The following is an 18,708-nucleotide window of genomic DNA, read 5'->3' as shown; positions in this document are numbered from 1 at the left end:
GGTCTATCGGATAACGGTTATCGTACCCTGTCGTAGGGTCTCGCTGGTTCGTTTGATTTTATAATAGAAAATCTGGTTTCGTTTGCTGAACGGAGTACTTGACTCTGGCCAGTTGTTCTGGTAATTGTTCACATTCAAGACCTCTTCGCCTTGCTCATTGTATAGAATGACCGTAACGTCCGAATTCCCGGAATACGAGTTCGGTATGATCCAGAGGTCGTTGATACCATCGCCGTTCGCGGTGATCACATTTGGAATTTCAAAAGTGTCTCGGTATGACACTGTGAATACCCGACTGATGTCGCAATTGCCCGAGGTGGCCAACAATAAGTACTGTCCTTCGGTATCGAAAGTGAACGATGGGCCGCTGCCCAACAGGGTATTGTTCGTATCCAACCATTGGTATGAATCGGCGCCGGTCGCGGTGACGGTTCGCGTTGTACCTTCTACGATGACCACGTTGGCATCGGCATCGACATTGACGACCGAATCATCGAAGTTAGTGACGACAATTGCGTTGGATCGGATCGGACAGGCGTCGGTTTCTATCAATAACTCATAAGTTCCCGCCTCATTGGCGTTCAGCGTCTCGGTAGTGCCTATGGTTGCGCCATCACGCACCCATCTAAAGCTTTCGCCGCTGAGATCTCGGGTAGTGGTCATGCTAACAACCCCCCCATCGCAAAGCGTCGTGCCGTCGGCATTGATGGTAAAGCTTTCATTGGATCGCAGGCTTACATTGAGCGGGTTCGAACTGGCTAAAAAGGCATCCAATTGTCCATCGACCCCATATTGCCCATTATCGGCAACTTCGGACAAGGTCAGTTGTTGGGCCGTAGCGCCTGAAAGATCGGCTCCGTCCCTGGTCCATTGGTAGTTGAAGTCATTGATCAATTGGGAAGTCACATCGGTCGTAGCCCCATTCGAAGCAACGGCATTGATCGTTGCAATGGTCAGAGTGATTTCCGTATTGACACAGTCCGTATAGGCGCTGGTATAGTCAATAACCAATTCAAAGGAAGCGGGGAGTGACACAACGGTCTGTTCCGAATCCAGACTGAAGGCTCCGCAAGGGCCGCCAGTTTGGGTGACACGGGCAAAATAAGTTCCAGCATCCGATACGATAAGCGCATCACTGGTTTCACCGCCCATAGCTACACCGTTTCTAAACCATTGGTAGGTGGGGCTGTCTGCTGTTGTAGTGACTTGAAGCGTGGTGTTGTCACCTGGTAAGATGACAATGGCCGCATCATTGGTGCGGGTTACTTCAAAATCACCCGCCCTACCAATAGCGATGGTGCTAGATCGTTCGACACAGACACCTGTTCCATCGATCTCAACGGCATAATCACCTTCAAAGCCAGAAATTCCGGCGTCGACGGTGTAGGTGCTTCCATCTACAGTCGGGCCGGCAACGATCGCTCCATCCTTATACCAGGTATAGTTCAATCCCATTCCGGTGATATTGGTGGTGAGGTCTAAGGTTTCCCCATCACATAAATTGCTACGTGCCGGGGGGTTAATGGCAATGCCCAAAGAGCTACCAACAGTAATTTCGATGGTATTCGAAAGAGTATTCGCAGAACCCGAGCAGTTGACGCCGTAGTCGATTTCGACGTAGTACATCCCGGCTTGGGAAACGGTAATTTGGTTTGAATTGCCACTTAATGGAGTGCCACTTCGGTACCAGCTGTAGCGGTAGTTTCCAGGATCGGGCACATTGTGGGTGGCCAAGGTGATATCACCTCCCCCACAAATTTGGATCGTTCCTCCCGGGGGTATGGTGCCGTTGCCGTCGCGACTGATCAAGATGGGATCGTTGTAGCCGATATAGTACATCGAATAGGGGTCCGATGGTGGACTTTGCATGGCGGGATCGGTACTGACCACTCGAAAGCGGTAACCGTCACCCTGGGTATCATTGGGCAAGGCAAATTGAAAATCAAAATCAAAAGTGGTGTTCATGTCATCGACACGAGCCAATTCCGTCGGTGAAGAGAAATCGCCGTCAGCATCGGAAAGTTCGAGGATAAATTCATTGGCACCGCCCACCAAAGGGGGGTTCCAGGTAAAATTCACGAAGTAGTCGTTGAAGTCATCAGAGGCACAGGCAGCTGTCCAAGGGGAGTTTCCGGGCAGATTGGGATTGTCTGCAGGTGTAGGTTTGTTCAATACCTGGGCCGTTGTCGTTGCCATTCCCAAGAGGCAGACTAGCGCAAGTACACAACCACGGTTGAAAATAGGTCTCATAGGCGGTAGCTTTGGGGCATTTTTTTGGCCTTGACTATCAAGGCGCTCGTTTTTAGTTAGTTAGCGTGTCAAGCACGCTGGGTTTTTCAAGTAGGTTCTAACAATAACAAATATTAACATTTCACTGTGGCACAGAAACTTAATGTTGTGGGGGGATGGATTCTTGTTGTGAAATGGCACTATTTGTATGGAGCCTCTGCTAAAAACCTGTAAAACACCGCATTTTTGCTACATTTGCCACTTAATTCTGAGGCGATGGAAGAGGATAAAAAATCCTTGAATTTTATTGAACATATCATTGAGGAAGACCTAGGATCGGGCTATTCGGACGACTCGCTCCGCTTTCGTTTTCCACCGGAACCAAACGGTTACCTGCACCTTGGTCATGCCAGTTCGATCTGCTTGAATTTCGGACTTGGGGAGCGCTATAACGCACCGGTCAACCTGCGGTTCGACGACACCAATCCAGCCAAAGAGGAAAAGGCCTTTGTGGACGCCATCAAACGTGATGTCGAATGGCTAGGTTATCGTTGGGCCCAAGAGTGCTATGCCTCTGATTATTTCGAGCAGCTGTACCAATGGGCGGTTCAACTCATCAAAGATGGTAAGGCCTATGTTGACAGTCAGTCATCAGAAGCGATGGCCGAACAAAAGGGAACCCCTACGGAACCTGGGATCAACAGCCCTTTTAGAGACCGTTCCATAGCCGATAATCTGAGCTTGTTCGCGGGCATGAAAAACGGCGATTTCGAAGAGGGGGTCCATGTGTTGCGGGCCAAGATCGATATGGCCTCTCCGAATATGCTCATGCGCGACCCCATTCTGTATCGGGTACTGCACCAAGCGCATCACCGCACAAAAACCGATTGGTGTATTTACCCCATGTACGATTGGGCCCATGGACAAGGTGATTATATCGAGCAAGTTTCGCATTCGCTGTGTACGCTCGAGTTCTTACCTCATAGAGAGCTCTACGACTGGTGTTTAGACCAATTGGTATCTTCTGAAAAATTGCGACCCAAACAGCGTGAATTCGCAAGAAGGAACCTCAGTCATACCGTAGTAAGTAAAAGAAAATTGCTCCAATTGGTGGAGGAAGGGGTCGTATCGGGTTGGGACGATCCACGCATGCCTACCATATCCGGACTACGTAGAAGGGGATATACGCCGGATTCGATCCGCAACTTCGCGGAGACCGTTGGTATCGCCAAAAGGGAAAACCTGGTTGATGTTTCATTGCTTGAATTCCACGTTCGGGAGCATTTGAACAAGATATCACCCAGAGTGATGGCGGTGTTGAACCCCCTCAAATTGGTGATTACCAATTACGAAGAGGGTAAGGAGGAATGGTTGGATGCCGAGAACAATCCGGAAGATACTACTGCTGGAAGCAGAAAGGTTCCTTTTTCAAGGGAACTGTACATCGAACAAGAGGATTTTCGTGAAGAGGCAAATCGCAAGTTCTTTCGATTAAAGCTAGGTGGCGAAGTACGTTTAAAGAACGGTTACATCATCAAGGCCGAAAGTTGCACCAAAGATACCGATGGGAATATTATTGAAGTGCAGTGCACGTATGACCCCAAGAGCAAGAGTGGCAGCGGTACCGAGGAAAGTTTGCGAAAGGTAAAAGGCACCTTGCATTGGGTTTCGATCCCCCATGCGGTCACGGCCGAAGTGCGCTTGTATGATCGATTGTTCACCGATGAAAACCCGGATGGGCATAAAGACAAGGATTTTATGGAGTTCGTCAATCGCGACTCGCTCCGAAAGTTGACGGGCTTTTTGGAACCAAGTTTACAAGAAGCGAAAATCGGCGACCGATTCCAGTTTCAACGGTTGGGGTATTTCAATGTAGATCCCGATTCGAACGCTGATGGATTGGTATTTAACAGGACGGTCACTTTGCGCGATACCTGGGCCAAAATCCAACAAAACAAGTAACATAGAAGTTTTCTATGTCACTTTGGGATTCCATTGATAAGATTGATTTTTCCAGCTTGTTTTGGGCGCTTCTAAAGGCCGATCCAAAACAAGAGACCCATTGGTATATTTAAGTCTTCGATCGTTCGTTAACGGGCCTTATTCGTGTTATTTGGATGAAGTGCCGTCTTGATGATCCAAATATGACGCTGTTGCCGATTTAGGGGCATGCTGCTTTTGTAAAAAGCAAACCCTTGCTCCGATCGACACATGCAAATCGAGACAAGGGTTTTTAAATCGCTAAGGCGGATCTATTCGCTTTTTTTCTTGTTTTGGTTTTTCATCGCTTCACCGATTTGGTTACTTGCCGTGAACGAGGCAACCATATTGTTGAGCATATCACTACCGGCCTGGGGTGAATTCGGAAGCAAGATGAGGTTGGTATTGGTTTCTTCACCAATGGCCTGAAGGGTATCGTAATGTTGGGTGACCACGATCAAAGCGGATGCTTCTTGGGAATTGATGCCCACCTTGTTCAACACCTCGACAGACTCTTCGAGCCCTCGTGCGATTTCACGACGCTGGTCGGCGATACCTTGACCTTGAAGACGCTTGCTCTCAGCTTCGGCCTTTGCTTTTTCGACGATGAGGATCCGTGCGGCATCCCCTTCGAACTGGGCCGCGATTTTTTCACGTTCCGAGGCATTGATCCGGTTCATGGCCGACTTGACCTGCGCATCGGGGTCGATATCGGTGACGAGGGTCTTGATAATGTCATATCCGTATTCCGACATATACTCCTGTAACTCCCGCTTTACGGCAATGGCGATGTCGTCTTTTTTTACGAACACGTCATCGAGTTTCATTTTCGGTACTTCGGCACGAACCACATCGAAAACGAAAGAGGTGATTTGATCGTGTGGATATTCCAGTTTATAAAAAGCGTCATATACTTTTTCTTTAATGACCAAGTATTGCACCGATACTTTTAATTTGACGAACACGTCGTCCAAAGTCTTGGTTTCGACGATGACATCGAGTTGTTGGATCTTCAAACTTAGGCGGCCCGAAATACGATCCACTAATGGGATCTTCATTTGGAGCCCTGAGTTTCGAATGCTTTGAAAACGTCCAAAGCGTTCGACCACAACGGCGGTCTGTTGCTTGACGATGAAAAAGGAGGCGAAAAGAATGATCAGCCCGAAAAAGGTCAATGGTATTAAATAGAGAGTACCCATGGTGCTAAAATTTATAGTTGATAAAAGGAAGTTACGAAACTCGGCACTTCATTGGTGTCGATTTCCATCAAAATGTTACAAAACGCCCAAGAAGTGGATCTAGCAACAGCTTGACCGATTGCCGGAAACATCGAAGGAGGGGTCGGCCACACAGATAAAGGGACCAGCGAAACGATCGATGGGGCTGGAATCGATTTGGAAGTGTATCTTAAGATCATAAACCAACTTTTGTTTTGAAATGAAACGTTATACCCACCTTTACCAATGGATGATAGGCATCCTACTATTGATCCAAGTCAGCATATTTCCATATTACTATCCAACCTTCAGTTCGGAAGGCTGGGAGTTCCACATCCACTTTTGGTTGGTAACGGGCTGGTATCTTTTTCTGGTAGCACAACCCTATTTAGCCGTGAAAGGTCGGATAGAAACACATCGAACCTGGGGCATCATTGGGTTTTTAATCGCGGGTGGGGCTATTTTCACCGGCTTCAGCCTGCTTGATTTTCCCCTGAAGTTGGTCGCGGATTGGACCCCGGATAGGCCAGGACCCCCAGTGGGGTTTTACTATGGTACTTTGGTGGTCGAGTTTCTGCTCATGTTGGCATTTAGCTATGCGATCATCAAGGGGATCACCAAACGAAAACAACTTCATGAGCATGCCTGGTGGTTGATCGCTAGCGCATTTTATATGATGATGCCGGCGGTAGGGCGGGGAATGATTGTTTTCTGGCGCGCCGTGTTGCCCCCCGAAAAGCTGAATCCGATGTTCGTCGTGATTTCAGCGGAGTTTATTTACATTCCCTTGTTGCTGTTGTTCGCGAACAAATTCGGCAAACTAAAACACCAAGCGACTTACATTGGCCTGTCCTTGGTGTTGGTGCGTTTGCTGAGATTGCCCATCGGTTCATCGGAAACGGTACAGGAATTCCTAAAGGTGCTCATTCGATTTTAGGCAGGGCCTTTAGGCTTCGATGTAACCAATGGCATGCTGAATCCTATCCAGCGCTTCTTCCTTGCCGATCATGGCGATGATATCGAAGAGGTGGGGCCCCTTTAAATCGCCGACTACGCTCAAGCGTAATGGACCCATGACCTTTCCGAACGAAAGTTCTTGGGCGGTGATCCATGCTTTGATCCGTGATTCGATCGCTTCCGACTCAAACGCTTCGATGGGTTTTAGAAGGGTCGCGACTTCGCCCAAGATGGCTGCCGTTCCTTCTTTGAACTGTTTCTTGGCCGCTTTTTCGTTGTACGAATCGGGGGCGATGAAGAAATAACTCCCCAATTCCCATAGATCAGCTGTGAAGTCGGCCCGCTCTTTGACAGCTTCAACGACCTTGTGGATGTACTCGCTGTCATAAGCCGTAGTGTCGATACCATGGCCTTGCAATACTTGCTCAAAGGCTGAGGCCAGCGTGGCGTTCGGCATGCGCTGCAGCCATTGGTGGTTGAACCATTTTGTTTTTTCGGGATCGAAACGGGCGCCCGATTTGTTAACGCGGTCCAATTCAAACGCCTCGATCAGTTCTTCAAGACCGAATAGCTCTTCCTCGGTTCCGGGGTTCCAACCTAGAAAGGCGAGAAAGTTGATGACGGCCTCAGGGAGGTAACCCGCCTCCCTGTAGCCCTCCGATTCGTTCCAACGCAATGGAAATACCGGAAAACCACCTTTTTCGCCATCCCTTTTGCTTAATTTTCCCTTTCCGGTCGGTTTCATGATGAGCGGTAAATGGGCAAATTCAGGTGCATCCCAACCGAAGGCCTCATACAACAACTGGTGAAGCGCCAATGAAGGCAGCCATTCTTCCCCGCGTATGACATGGCTGATTTCCATCAAATGGTCGTCAACGATGTTGGCCAGGTGGTAGGTGGGCATTCCGTCACTCTTGAATAGGATCTTGTCATCGAGTAAGTTGGTATCGATTTCAATGCTGCCCCTGACACGGTCGTTCAAGATCAAAATCCGATCTTGGGGACTTTTGAATCGGATGACATAAGGGGTGTTGTCTTGTAGTCTTTCAGACAGTTGCGCATCATCCATGGTCAAGGAGTTGTCCAGTTTCATGCGGTTGTGCCAGTTGTAAATGAAGGTCTTGCCTTTGGCTTCGTGATCTGCACGATGAAAATCAAGACGTTCAGGAGTATCAAAGGCATAGTAGGCATGACCTTGTGCGATAAGTTGTTCGGCATAGGCCTGGTAGAGGTGTTTTCGTTCGCTCTGGCGGTAGGGCCCGAATCCTGCATCTTTACCAGGACCTTCGTCATAGGGAATGCCTGTCCATTCCAACGAATTTTTGATGTACTCCTCAGCCCCTTCGACATAGCGGTTTTGATCAGTATCTTCGATACGCAAAACAAAAACCCCTTGGTGTTTTTTGGCGAAGAGATAGTTGAATAAAGCGGTGCGAACACCGCCGATATGTAGCGGTCCGGTAGGACTGGGAGCAAAGCGCACCCTTACTTTTTGGCCCATGATTTCACGTTAAGCCACAAAGATACGGTTTGCAGTAACGGTACTAAAGTTTAAGCTTAGGCTTGGCGCATTTCTTTTGGGATCCTTTTGTTCATGATAGCAAACCAGAGCGGAGGTAGAAAAGAAAGCACCATAGAGGTCGGATACCCATAAGGCATTTGGGGTGAAATATCGTGATAATCGAGGGTCTGGTATTTCTTGGAAGACTTATAATGGTGATCGCTGTGCCGGGTCAATTCGTACAAAACGATCCTTCCGATGACGTGGTTACTGTTCCACGAGTGGCATTCGCGAACCCGTTCGTAGCGTCCTGAGGGCAGTCTGAATCGCATCAACCCGTAGTGTTCGATATAGTTCACGGTTTCCAAAAGTAAGAAGCCAACGACTCCGGCGGCCAAAGCGAATGCAACGGCCTGAAGACCAAAGAGGGCGTAGACGACGACCAAATAGAGCGCCTGGAAAAAGAGATAGAACAACATGTCGTTCTTAAGGGAGAAAAAAGAACCACCTTTCAATAGGTTTTTTTGAATCGCCCACGCATTGCCATATTGTCTGATGGTTGAGGTAAACCAAAATGAATAAACCGACTGGTTGTACCGTGCCGTAGCCGGATCTTCTTCTGTCGCGGCGTGTGCATGATGCCCAAAATTGTGTTCGATATAAAAGTGCATGTAAAAGGAAGGGAGTAACAGCAACTTACCCAAATACCGTTCAACGGTGTGTTGGCGATGTCCCAGTTCATGGGCTACATTGATACCATTCACGCCCAATACGATACCAATGGTCAAGACAAGCCCGATGAGCTCGTAAAGGGCGTAGGTGTTTTGGGTTACATCCCAAAGGCCATACCATAGGAATCCGAACACGACCGGCACGTTGAGGTAGAGCATCCAATCGAATATTTTGCTTTTGATCTTTTGCTCAAGAACTTCGCCTTCTAAGTTTGAACTGTCTTGAGGCAACAGCATTTCCAGTATCGGGATAATGACGAAAGCATAGAAAGGGGTAAAATAACTGACATACCCTTTGAAGTATAGACTGATGATCGCTGAAATCGGTATGGTCATCGCAGCGAGGTATTTAAGGTCTTTGAGCATCATACGTTTTTTAGGTAGCGGTGCAACGCAGGTTTTTCCGTTCCATCACCATCCCGCTTTTTGCCAGGTGTGATTTAACATAAAATTTTAAACAATGCGTTGAACTTACAGGTATCTTGGTAATAAATATAACGGAATTTGGAGAGTTATCAGCACATCTTAAATAAGCTCAAGCTTTTCATAAAGAAGTATTACACGCTGCGTTTGGTTCGCGGCCTGATCCTGTTTGTGCTCATTGGCAGCTTGATTTGGTTGGCGGTTACGGCAGCGGAATATGTGCTTTGGATGGGAACCACCGCCCGTTTGGTATTGCTCCTAGTGCTCGTTTTGGCGGGGGTCTTTCTACTATACCGTTATATTTTGGAACCGCTATTCTATCTTTTTCAACTTAAGAATGGCATCGGAAACAAAGAGGCCTCAAAACTAATTGGACGTCACTTTTCGGAGGTCGACGATCGTTTAGTGAATTTGTTGGATTTGGTCGCACAGCCTGGAAAATCGGACTTGCTGGTAGCGGCTATCGAATCGCGTTCGACAAAACTTCGGCCCATTCCTTTTCAAAAGGCGCTCAACTATAAAGACAGTATTAAGAATGCCAGGTGGTTGGTCGTGCCTTTAGCCGTCGTATTGATGTTGTTGGTAAGTGGAAAATTGGATTCGTTTTTGGGTTCGCATAACCGATTGCTAAACTACGAAGTGGCCTATGCCAAACCGGCCCCTTTCCAGTTCGTGCTGATGAACGATAGTTTGAGGGTGTTGGAAAACGAAGCATTGACCATCACGGTAGCCACGGAAGGCTCGGCACGACCTGAGCGGGTTCTTCTTGATTACGGGGGCAAGGAGATCGTCATGAGGTCAGACAACGGCCAATTCACCCATAAGTTGGAGCCACCGTTTCAGAGCGGTTCATTTCGGTTTGTTGCCAATGGGTTCGGGTCGATCAGCTACTATGTCGAAGTGGTGAAGGTGCCTGCTTTGAATTCCTTTGAAATGGCATTGGCGTATCCGGCATATTTGAATAAGGGCAATGAAATCATAAAAGGAAGCGGCAATGCCGTCGTCCCTGAGGGAACGGAAATTACGTGGGACTTGGAGTCGATCAACGCTGATGAGATTCAGATGGTATCCGGGGATGATCAGGAATCCTTCAGAATGGAAGGAACCAAGTTTACCTTAGAACGCCGTTTGTTTGAATCGAATGAGTATGAGATTCGGACATCCAATAATGAAGTTAAGGACTATGAACGTCTGGGATATCAAATTCAAGTGGTGAAGGACGCCTCACCTAGTGTAAAGGTGACCCAAGAATTGGATTCCTTACAACCCAATCTGCGATATTTTGAAGGCTTGGCATCGGATGATATCGCCGTAAGCGAGATTCGGTTGTGTTACTTCAAGGAAGACAACCCCCAAACGATTTATCGAACGACCTTAATGCGCCCTGGCACGAATGTCGAACAGTTTTACTATACCTATCCTTCAGGTTTGGAGCTTGAACCCGGGCTGGGGTACACCTTGTTTTTCGAAGTTGTTGATAATGATGGACTTAGAGGAGGCAAAGTAGTCCGAAGTCAAGAGTTTTCAACAAAATTGTTTGATGATAAACAGCTGGAAGAGAGGGTGATAGAGGATCAGAAGTCGATTTTGAAGAATTTCGAACGAACTGTAGATCAAATGGAAGAACAGCAACGTTCGTTGAAAGAGATCAACGATACGCAAAAGGAATATCAAAGTCTGGATTTCAATCAGAAGGGACAGATCAAAGAGTTCGTCAAGAAACAGGAACAGCAAGAGGCTTTGATGCAAAAGTTCAGCAAACAGCTCAAAGAGAATTTGGACAAATCGGAGGAACCTTCAGAGATGAATGAATTGCTCAAGGAACGTCTGGAAAGACAAGAACGGGAAGCGGAAAAGAATAAGAAGCTGTTGGAGGAATTGGATAAGGTTGCCGACAAAATAGAAAAGGAAGACCTTAAAAAACGATTGGAAGACTTGGCCAAGAGCCAGAGCAGTTCAAAACGGAATTTAGAGCAGTTGTTGGAATTGACCAAAAGGTATTACGTTACGGAAAAGGCTGCCCAGTTATCGCGAAAGCTTCAAGAGTTGGCGGATCGTCAAGAGTTACTTTCAAAGCTGAAGTTAGGTGAAGAATTCAGCAATGAAGAGCAGCAGAAACTGAACGAGTCATTCGAAGCTATCGACAAAGAATTGGATGACTTAAAAAAGGACAATGACGCATTGAAAAAGCCGCTTGATTTGGATTTCCAAAAAGGGGTTCAAGAAAGTATCAAAAAAGATCAGTCCGAAGCTTTGGAAGAAATCAATAAGCATCAAGGAAGCGAAGAATCGTCTAGTCAATTGGAACGGCAGCAATCGGAAGATAAGATTGGCCAAAAGCAACGATCGGCCTCAAAGAAAATGCAAGAGTTGAGCCAACGGTTAGGGCAAAGTGCATCAGCAGGGGGAGGCTCATCAATTGTAGAAGATGCTGAAATGCTTCGCCAGATTTTGGATAATCTCATTCGTTTCAGCTTCCAGCAAGAGGGGTTGTTCGACCGGGTGAGTGCATCGGATGATGGCATAAGCGAGTTTTCTAAAACCATTCGGAAACAGAAACAATTGAGAGGGCTGTTCGAACATGTTGATGATAGTCTCTTCGCATTATCGTTGCGCAGGGCTGAGTTGTCTGAATTGGTCAATACCCAGATCACAGAGGTCTATTACAATATCGATAAGTCTTTGGAGAGCATCGCCAACAACCAATTGTACCAAGGGTCTTCTTATCAGCAATATGTGCTTACCGCATCAAATACATTGGCCGATTTCTTGGCGGATTTGTTGGACAATATGCAACAAAGCATGATGTCAGGTCAAGGAAAGGGACAAGGAGAGGGCTTTCAATTGCCGGATATCATTAAAGGACAATCCGATCTTCAAGATCGGATGCAACAAGGCGGTTCTTCAGGAAAAGGGAAGCAAGGGAACTCAGAACAGGGTAAGCAGCAAGGAAGTGAGGGCAAGCAAGGTCAAGAAGGCGGTAATGGTCAAAGTGGAAGCCAAGGAAAGCAGGGAAACGGTGAAGAGGGTAAGGGTCAGAACGGCCAAGGAAAGGGCGCAGAAGAAGGGAGCGTAAATGGCGGTAGCGGTTCAGGGAATGAATTGGGTTTAGAGGAGGTATATGAGATTTATAAGGAGCAACAGAAAATCCGTTCTGCGCTAGAACAACAGCTAGCGAATATGATTCGTCAAGAAGACCGCGAGTTGAGCAAGAGGCTATTGCGTCAAATGGAAGATTTCGAGAATGATCTATTGGACAATGGAATAACGGAAAGGACACTGAATAAGATGAACACTATACAACATCAGTTGCTGAAGTTGGAAAATGCTGCGTTGGAACAAGGAAAGAACAGTGAACGGAAATCCGAAACCAATTGGAAACAATACTCCAACCCAATAACATCCCCGCCTGGGGTCTTTAAGGCTAAGAAGCCAACAATTGAGATATTAAATAGACAAGCGCTACCTTTGCGCCGCGTACACCAAGAAAAGGTTAAGGTCTATTTTAAAGATGGAAATTGAATATTGTTACGAAACCGAGTTCGAGCTGAACGACGCAACCAAATTCTCCGATTGGTTAACTAGGGTGGTTCTTGCTCAGGAAAAAGAACAAGGCACGCTTTGTTATGTTTTTTGTGATGACCAGTATCTGTTGGACATCAATCAACGGTATTTAAACCATGATACCTTTACGGATATAATTACGTTCGATTACACCGATTCCGGTACGATATCCGGTGATATTTTTATTTCAATCGAGCGGGTAAACGATAATGCAAAAGCCCTAGGTGTTGATTCGTTTACCGAGTTGTTGCGGGTGATGGTGCATGGTGTATTGCACTTGTGTGGATGGAAGGACAAGACAGAAGGGGACAGGGCGGATATGCGCAATGAGGAGGATAAAATGATAAAACTGTTCCACGTGGAACATTAGCTATGTTTGAAAAGGAATATGACGTAATAGTTGTAGGTGGGGGCCATGCAGGCGCGGAAGCAGTCGCAGCTGCTGCCAATATGGGTTCTAAAACCTTATTGGTTACGATGAACCTACAGACCATTGGGCAAATGTCCTGCAATCCTGCGATGGGCGGAATTGCAAAGGGCCAGATTGTTCGTGAGATTGATGCCCTGGGCGGATACAGTGGTGTGGTTACGGATAAGTCAGCGATCCAGTTCAAGATGTTGAACAAAAGCAAGGGTCCGGCAATGTGGAGCCCAAGGGCTCAAAATGACCGTATGCGTTTTGCTGAAGAATGGCGAATGGCTTTGGAGCGAACACCCAACGCCGACTTTTATCAAGAGATGGTTTCCGGCCTGTTGGTTGACGGAAATAGGGTGGTCGGAGTGCGTACCTCGCTAGGGCTTGACATTAAAGCCAAGTCCGTGGTGTTGACCAATGGAACTTTTCTGAATGGACTGATCCATATCGGTGAGAAGCAATTTGGAGGAGGTCGAGCGGGCGAGAAAGCGGCAACTGGGATTACGGAGCAGCTCGTCGATTTTGGGTTTGATAGTGGTCGGATGAAAACCGGAACGCCCCCTAGGGTCGATGGTCGTTCGTTGGATTATGAAAAGATGATCCTACAACCAGGTGATGCAAAGCCTGAAAAGTTCTCCTATTTGGATACAGCCCTATTGGAACATCAGCGAGATTGCCATATGACGCATACCAGCACACTGGTCCATGATTTGCTACGGGAGGGGTTTGATCGATCGCCGATGTTCAATGGCAGGATAAAGAGTATTGGCCCTAGGTATTGTCCTTCTATAGAAGACAAGATCCATCGTTTCGCAGACAAGGATGCGCATCAGATTTTCGTAGAACCTGAAGGCTGGAATACGGTCGAGGTTTATGTTAATGGGTTTTCAACTTCGTTACCGGAAGACATACAATTCAAAGCGCTGCGATCCGTAAAAGGGTTTGAGAATGTCAAGTTTTTTAGACCGGGCTATGCCATCGAGTATGATTATTTTCCACCAACACAATTGAAGCACACCCTAGAAACCAAGTTGGTCGAGAACTTGTACTTCGCAGGTCAGATCAATGGAACTACGGGGTATGAGGAAGCCGCTTCACAAGGATTGATGGCGGGTATCAACGCACATCTAAAGATCAATGAAAGGGACCCTTTTATTTTACAACGCGACGAAGCATACATCGGGGTTTTAATAGATGACTTGATCACAAAGGGCACTGAAGAACCGTATCGCATGTTTACCTCAAGGGCAGAGTATCGCACGCTGTTGCGCCAAGACAATGCCGATTTACGATTGACCCCGAAGAGTTATGATCTTGGATTAGCCTCGAAAGAGCGCCTAGATCGAATGGAGAAAAAATTGAAAAAGTCGGATGATTTTATCCATTTTTTCAAAAAAACAAGCTTTGATCCTGAGGAAATGAATCCCATTTTGGAAGAAGTAGGTTCAGCAACGGTCAAACAAGCGGATAAGTTGTTCAAGGTGTTTTCGCGTCCCAAGGTGACTATGGACCATATGATGCAATTACAGTCGGTTGCCGATTTCGTGGCGGATAACGCACTTGACAATGAGGTTCTGGAGCAAGCCGCTATTCAAGTCAAGTATTCAGGTTATATCGAAAAGGAGCGCCTGAATGCTGACAAGTTACAACGTCTTGAGAACATCAAGATTCCGGACGGTTTTGATTATCGAAAATTAAAATCCTTGTCCTTTGAGGCACGTGAGAAACTCGAGGCCATACGTCCTGTTTCCATCTCGCAAGCTTCTCGCATCAGCGGGGTTTCACCAGCCGACATCAGTGTGCTTTTGGTGTTTTTAGGAAGATAGGCTTTCTGGTTCCACGTGGAACAATAGGTTTTGGCTTGGTTTTTGATTCTTGCAAACGACTAGATCAAAAACCAAAAAATGAAGCGAATACTGCTATTGACCGTCCTAGGTTGCGTTCTCCATTCCTGCATTCCATTGCGCATAGCCCCGAACATCAAAGACTACAAAGTCGTTGATGGCAAAAAGTTTCGGAAGGGGCTCCCACAGAAAACACTTTTCGTATTTGAAGACCCCAAGAATGACGGCGATTTTTACAATTATATCAACACCAAATTCCAGCTCGATGATCATTATGTAGACATCGAGGTTCCTTTCGAATTGGACGGGGGTACGTTCTATTTTTCGTTTTATGAAGTGGCCATTGAAGATAAGACCTTGAATTTGGTTCCTTTGGCCGTTGATGTTTTCGTGAGCGCCGCAGTCGGCGATGATGAGGTAGGCACTTACGTGGCCAATGAAGATAACACCTTGGCCAGAAAAGGGAATTGGTATATCGCTATCGAGGTCTTTTCGGATGCAACCAAAGATTGCCTCCATGAAACCAATGGGTCGAGAGACGTAGTTTTGACGTATCTTCGAGAGCTCAAAAAGGAGTATCTCGCGACACATAACTACAATGAGCTTGTACTTAAAAACTAAGGACTTTTCAGTCACACAAGAAACTTTCGAATTGCATCTTGACCGGAAAAGGGACTTGTTGGTCACAAAACCCCGACCCGAAGACCTTTCCAAATATTACGATAGCCAAGCTTATATTTCACATACCGATGCCAAACGCTCGGTATTCGACAAACTTTATCAAAGGGTCAAACGACTCAACTTGAAAAGGAAGGCCGAATTGATACGACGATTGTCAGGAAAACAAGGCAGTCTACTTGACATCGGTGCGGGCACTGGCGATTTTTTAAGGTATATGAAAGACCAAGGCTGGCAGACCACCGGCATAGAACCTAATGCCAAAGCTAGGGCTAGGGCCAAAGCGAAAAACATGGAGCTGGAGGAGTCGTTCGAAGGACTAACCGGCAGTACTTTTGACGTTATTACGCTATGGCATGTTCTGGAACACATCCCAAATCTTGAACAAACCATGCGGCGAATCGCCACCATGCTCCACGATAAGGGTCATCTTTTGGTCGCCGTGCCCAATTACCGGTCTCATGATGCCGAATGGTACGGCACCTATTGGGCCGCATATGACGTGCCGAGACATGTATGGCATTTTTCCCAAAAAGCCATGGGGCATTTGGTCGCCCAACATGATATGCAGATCGAAGAGATAGTACCCATGCCATTTGACGCCTATTACGTTTCACTATTGTCGGAGCGTTACAAGGGAGGTCGCTCGAGACCCTTTCACGCCTTTTATCGGGGATTTGTATCCAATCTTAAGGCAAAACGCAACATGCAGTACTCCTCTTTGCTCTATGTGATCAAAAAAGCCAAATAAAGGATTCTAAGGAACCCTAGGGCCCTTACATATAGAATCACCCCCCAATCGCCTTTAAAGCGCGAATAAAGCACCTTTATTAAAGCTAAAATCATAGCTATTGATAATGAAAATTGGAAATTGCAATAAGTTTTAACTATAATTTAAAATGGGTAGGATGTAATTGCGTGATGCCAGTTGCCCAAGGTTTTCCTATTTTAGCGCCACCGTAAATCGAAGAACATGAAAAAATTGGTTTTGTTATCGGCACTTGGCATTCTTTGTTCTTGCCAACAAGATAAAATTGGATTCGTCGACAATGTCAAATTGATGGATGGGTATCAAGAGAAAATCGACGTTGAAAACAAGTTCAAGGCGAAAGCCGATGCATACAACAAAAAGAAAGACAGCATCTCACAGGCCTTTCAATTGGAATTGCAGCAATTCCAAACCAAAGCCCAAAGTATGGCCCAAAGTAAAGCCCAAGAAGAATATGGGCTTTTGCAACAACGCGGACAATTCATGGGCCAACAATTGCAGCAAGAAGAACAGCAGATACAATTGGAAGGACAGACCGAAATGGACAGCGTAATGAGCAAGGTCAAAAGGGAAATCAAAGCTTTTGGGCAGAGCAATGGCTTTACCTACATCCTCGGAGGAGGGGATGGCGGAAGTGTGCTATATGGAGCTGATGCCAAAGATGTTACCCAAGACGTAATCAAACTCTTGAACGAGAAGTACAAAAACTAAGATAAAAAATCTTAAAGCGCTGAACCTCAACACCTTGTGTTGGGGTTTTTTAATGTAATAGAAACAGCAGAAAGACGGAAGGAACCAGATAAACAACGATGGTCCGCGCCCCTTCATAGTCTTTGGCGACCCGTTGGCCAAGCAACAATAATAACAAGGTGCTGCATCCGATCAGTGCCGCATAATAGGCCATACTTCCATTATCGTGTAGTAGCAGATGTACGAAACCTCCAATACTCAAAAGGGCAGTGGCCAACTCCAATAGGGTCACGATACCCAAAAGGGCCGGCACTTGATTTTTAAAGGGCGTTTGTGAAAAGTGGCCTTTTAGCCAACCGAGATTGCCTTTCCAGTCCATGACCTTGTCGACCCCACTTTGCAAAAAAGTGATGGTCAAAAACAACAATAAAACAAGTTCGGTGGTATTCTCGTAAAAATGGAATTGCATGGGTGTTGGTTTTAGGCGGCCCTGACATGCAGCAGCCGGGTTAGTTTTATCGATAGATCGGTAAAGATCATTTTTCCGTTGCCGTTTCGAGTGATATGGTACAAGGCCTCTTCCAGCTCTTTGACCAAAGGCACGATATTGTTTTCATGTACGAAGGGGGCGAACTTCGATAGGTCGAACCCATCCGAATGGATACGGGTATAGACCAATTCGGGCACTTGGTAGTTTAAAAGAAGGGCCTGTCTTATCATTCCGATGCAATACCCCAAGAACTTTTTCTGAACTTCGCGCCCCTGTTTCGAAAGCTCATCGCTCCATAACAGCAATTCGTGTATCGCCGCCTTATTTCCTTTTGCTTTGAACGCACTCCGAACCCACTGAATAAACCAACGTTCGAACACCAAATCTTCAGAATCATTTTGAAAGAGGTCCAAGGCCTTGTTGAAGTTTCCGTTGGCTTCATGGGCCAGCTGGTGCGCGATATGCACGTCAGCACCTTTGGCGGTCAATCCCTGTACGATGGTCTCGTTCGCCATTGGCGGGAAATGCAAGACCTGGCAACGCGATAAGATCGTGCCGATCAGCTGTTCCTCATCTTCGGCGACCAGTATCAAAATCGTTTTCTCTGGCGGCTCTTCGATCAACTTCAACAGTTTGTTCGAAGCGGCCCCGTTCATTTTTTCGGCCATCCACACGATGAGGACCTTAAACCCACCCTCAAAGGACTTCAATGACAATTTTTTAACGATGTCTTGGGCTTCATCAACACCGATCTGGCCTTGTTTTTTTTCGATTCCTATAGCGCGATACCAGTCGAAGAGGTTGCCATAAGGTTGTTCCGCAACGAATTCGCGCCATTCTTCCATGTAATGGTCACTGACCGCATGGCTTTTCACTTTGTCGGAATTGGCCACCGGAAAGACGAAATGAAGGTCAGGATGCATCAGTCTTCCACACTTGGCGTTGCAAGCCGCATTGCCCCCTTCGTTTTCACCATTGCCGTTTCCGCAAAGCAGGTATTGCGCATAGGCAATGGCCAAAGGCAGCGTGCCTGAACCTTCTGGCCCGACAAAAAGCTGGGCATGCGCCACGCGCCCGCGATCAGCAGTGGTAGTCAAATGGTTCTTCAAATGGGCCAGGCCCAACACATCCTTAAAAAACATCATCCAAATATAATCTATTTTCAAAGGGACGGGCTTTTCGTTCCCAATCCCAAAATCTTTTCAAATATACCGGTGCCC

The 18,708-nt window shown here is 46.7% G+C and carries 14 protein-coding genes; 8 read left to right on the top strand and 6 right to left on the bottom strand.

Annotated elements, in window-relative coordinates:
- Window positions 1-3: 3 nt before the first annotated feature.
- The gene (locus ABV409_RS04345; RefSeq protein WP_353876323.1) at window positions 4-2,250 is read right to left on the bottom strand and encodes a T9SS type B sorting domain-containing protein; all 2,247 of its coding nucleotides are present in this window, start codon (window positions 2,248-2,250) and stop codon (window positions 4-6) included.
- A gap of 255 nt (window positions 2,251-2,505) precedes the next feature.
- Here ABV409_RS04345 and ABV409_RS04340 point away from each other — a divergent pair, with 255 nt between their 5' ends.
- Window positions 2,506-4,191 carry a glutamine--tRNA ligase/YqeY domain fusion protein gene (locus tag ABV409_RS04340; protein ID WP_353876322.1) on the top strand — a complete coding sequence of 562 codons (1,686 nt, stop codon included), beginning with the start codon at window positions 2,506-2,508 and terminating at the stop codon, window positions 4,189-4,191.
- 290 nt (window positions 4,192-4,481) lie between these two features.
- Here ABV409_RS04340 and ABV409_RS04335 read toward each other — a convergent pair whose 3' ends face one another.
- A complete protein-coding gene (locus tag ABV409_RS04335) occupies window positions 4,482-5,408 on the bottom strand; it encodes an SPFH domain-containing protein (RefSeq protein WP_353876321.1) in 927 nt (308 codons plus the stop codon).
- A gap of 238 nt (window positions 5,409-5,646) precedes the next feature.
- On the opposite strand from ABV409_RS04335, the gene ABV409_RS04330 reads away from it, so the two are divergent.
- On the top strand, window positions 5,647-6,363 hold the full coding sequence (locus tag ABV409_RS04330) for a hypothetical protein (protein ID WP_353876320.1): 717 nt from the start codon (window positions 5,647-5,649) through the stop codon (window positions 6,361-6,363).
- 9 nt (window positions 6,364-6,372) lie between these two features.
- On the opposite strand, the gene gltX is transcribed toward ABV409_RS04330, so the two are convergent.
- Window positions 6,373-7,884, bottom strand: coding sequence for a glutamate--tRNA ligase (gltX, locus tag ABV409_RS04325; RefSeq protein ID WP_353876319.1), 1,512 nt, complete (start codon window positions 7,882-7,884; stop codon window positions 6,373-6,375).
- Between the two features lie 56 nt (window positions 7,885-7,940).
- Window positions 7,941-8,984 (bottom strand): alkane 1-monooxygenase, encoded by a 1,044-nt coding sequence (locus ABV409_RS04320; protein ID WP_353876318.1) that lies wholly within the window; start codon window positions 8,982-8,984, stop codon window positions 7,941-7,943.
- Window positions 8,985-9,119: 135 nt separating this feature from the next.
- Here ABV409_RS04320 and ABV409_RS04315 point away from each other — a divergent pair, with 135 nt between their 5' ends.
- The 6 genes from ABV409_RS04315 to ABV409_RS04290 all read left to right on the top strand — a co-directional run bounded on the left by ABV409_RS04315 (window position 9,120) and on the right by ABV409_RS04290 (window position 17,019).
- Window positions 9,120-12,560, top strand: coding sequence for a coiled-coil domain-containing protein (locus tag ABV409_RS04315; RefSeq protein ID WP_353876317.1), 3,441 nt, complete (start codon window positions 9,120-9,122; stop codon window positions 12,558-12,560).
- Window positions 12,550-12,972: an rRNA maturation RNase YbeY gene (gene ybeY, locus ABV409_RS04310; RefSeq protein WP_353876316.1), complete on the top strand. Its 423-nt coding sequence runs from the start codon at window positions 12,550-12,552 to the stop codon at window positions 12,970-12,972. Before ABV409_RS04315 ends, ybeY begins: the two co-directional genes overlap by 11 nt.
- A 2-nt stretch (window positions 12,973-12,974) precedes the next feature.
- Window positions 12,975-14,843, top strand: a complete 1,869-nt coding sequence (gene mnmG / locus ABV409_RS04305) for a tRNA uridine-5-carboxymethylaminomethyl(34) synthesis enzyme MnmG (protein ID WP_353876315.1) — start codon at window positions 12,975-12,977, stop codon at window positions 14,841-14,843.
- Window positions 14,844-14,921: 78 nt separating this feature from the next.
- A complete protein-coding gene (locus ABV409_RS04300; protein ID WP_353876314.1) occupies window positions 14,922-15,482 on the top strand; it encodes a hypothetical protein in 561 nt (186 codons plus the stop codon).
- Window positions 15,483-15,540: 58 nt separating this feature from the next.
- A complete protein-coding gene (locus ABV409_RS04295) occupies window positions 15,541-16,290 on the top strand; it encodes a class I SAM-dependent methyltransferase (protein WP_353876313.1) in 750 nt (249 codons plus the stop codon).
- Window positions 16,291-16,512: 222 nt separating this feature from the next.
- Window positions 16,513-17,019, top strand: coding sequence for an OmpH/Skp family outer membrane protein (locus tag ABV409_RS04290; RefSeq protein ID WP_353876312.1), 507 nt, complete (start codon window positions 16,513-16,515; stop codon window positions 17,017-17,019).
- A 49-nt stretch (window positions 17,020-17,068) separates the two neighbouring features.
- On the opposite strand, the gene ABV409_RS04285 is transcribed toward ABV409_RS04290, so the two are convergent.
- Entirely contained in the window at window positions 17,069-17,467 is a 399-nt protein-coding gene (locus tag ABV409_RS04285) for a DoxX family protein (protein WP_353876311.1), read from the bottom strand.
- Window positions 17,468-17,478: 11 nt separating this feature from the next.
- Window positions 17,479-18,630: a DNA polymerase III subunit gene (locus ABV409_RS04280; protein ID WP_353876881.1), complete on the bottom strand. Its 1,152-nt coding sequence runs from the start codon at window positions 18,628-18,630 to the stop codon at window positions 17,479-17,481.
- Window positions 18,631-18,708: the final 78 nt, after the last annotated feature.

This window comes from Flagellimonas algarum (assembly GCF_040513375.1).
Lineage (GTDB): Bacteria > Bacteroidota > Bacteroidia > Flavobacteriales > Flavobacteriaceae > Flagellimonas_B > Flagellimonas_B algarum.
This window is presented reverse-complemented; position numbering and strand designations above follow the sequence as displayed.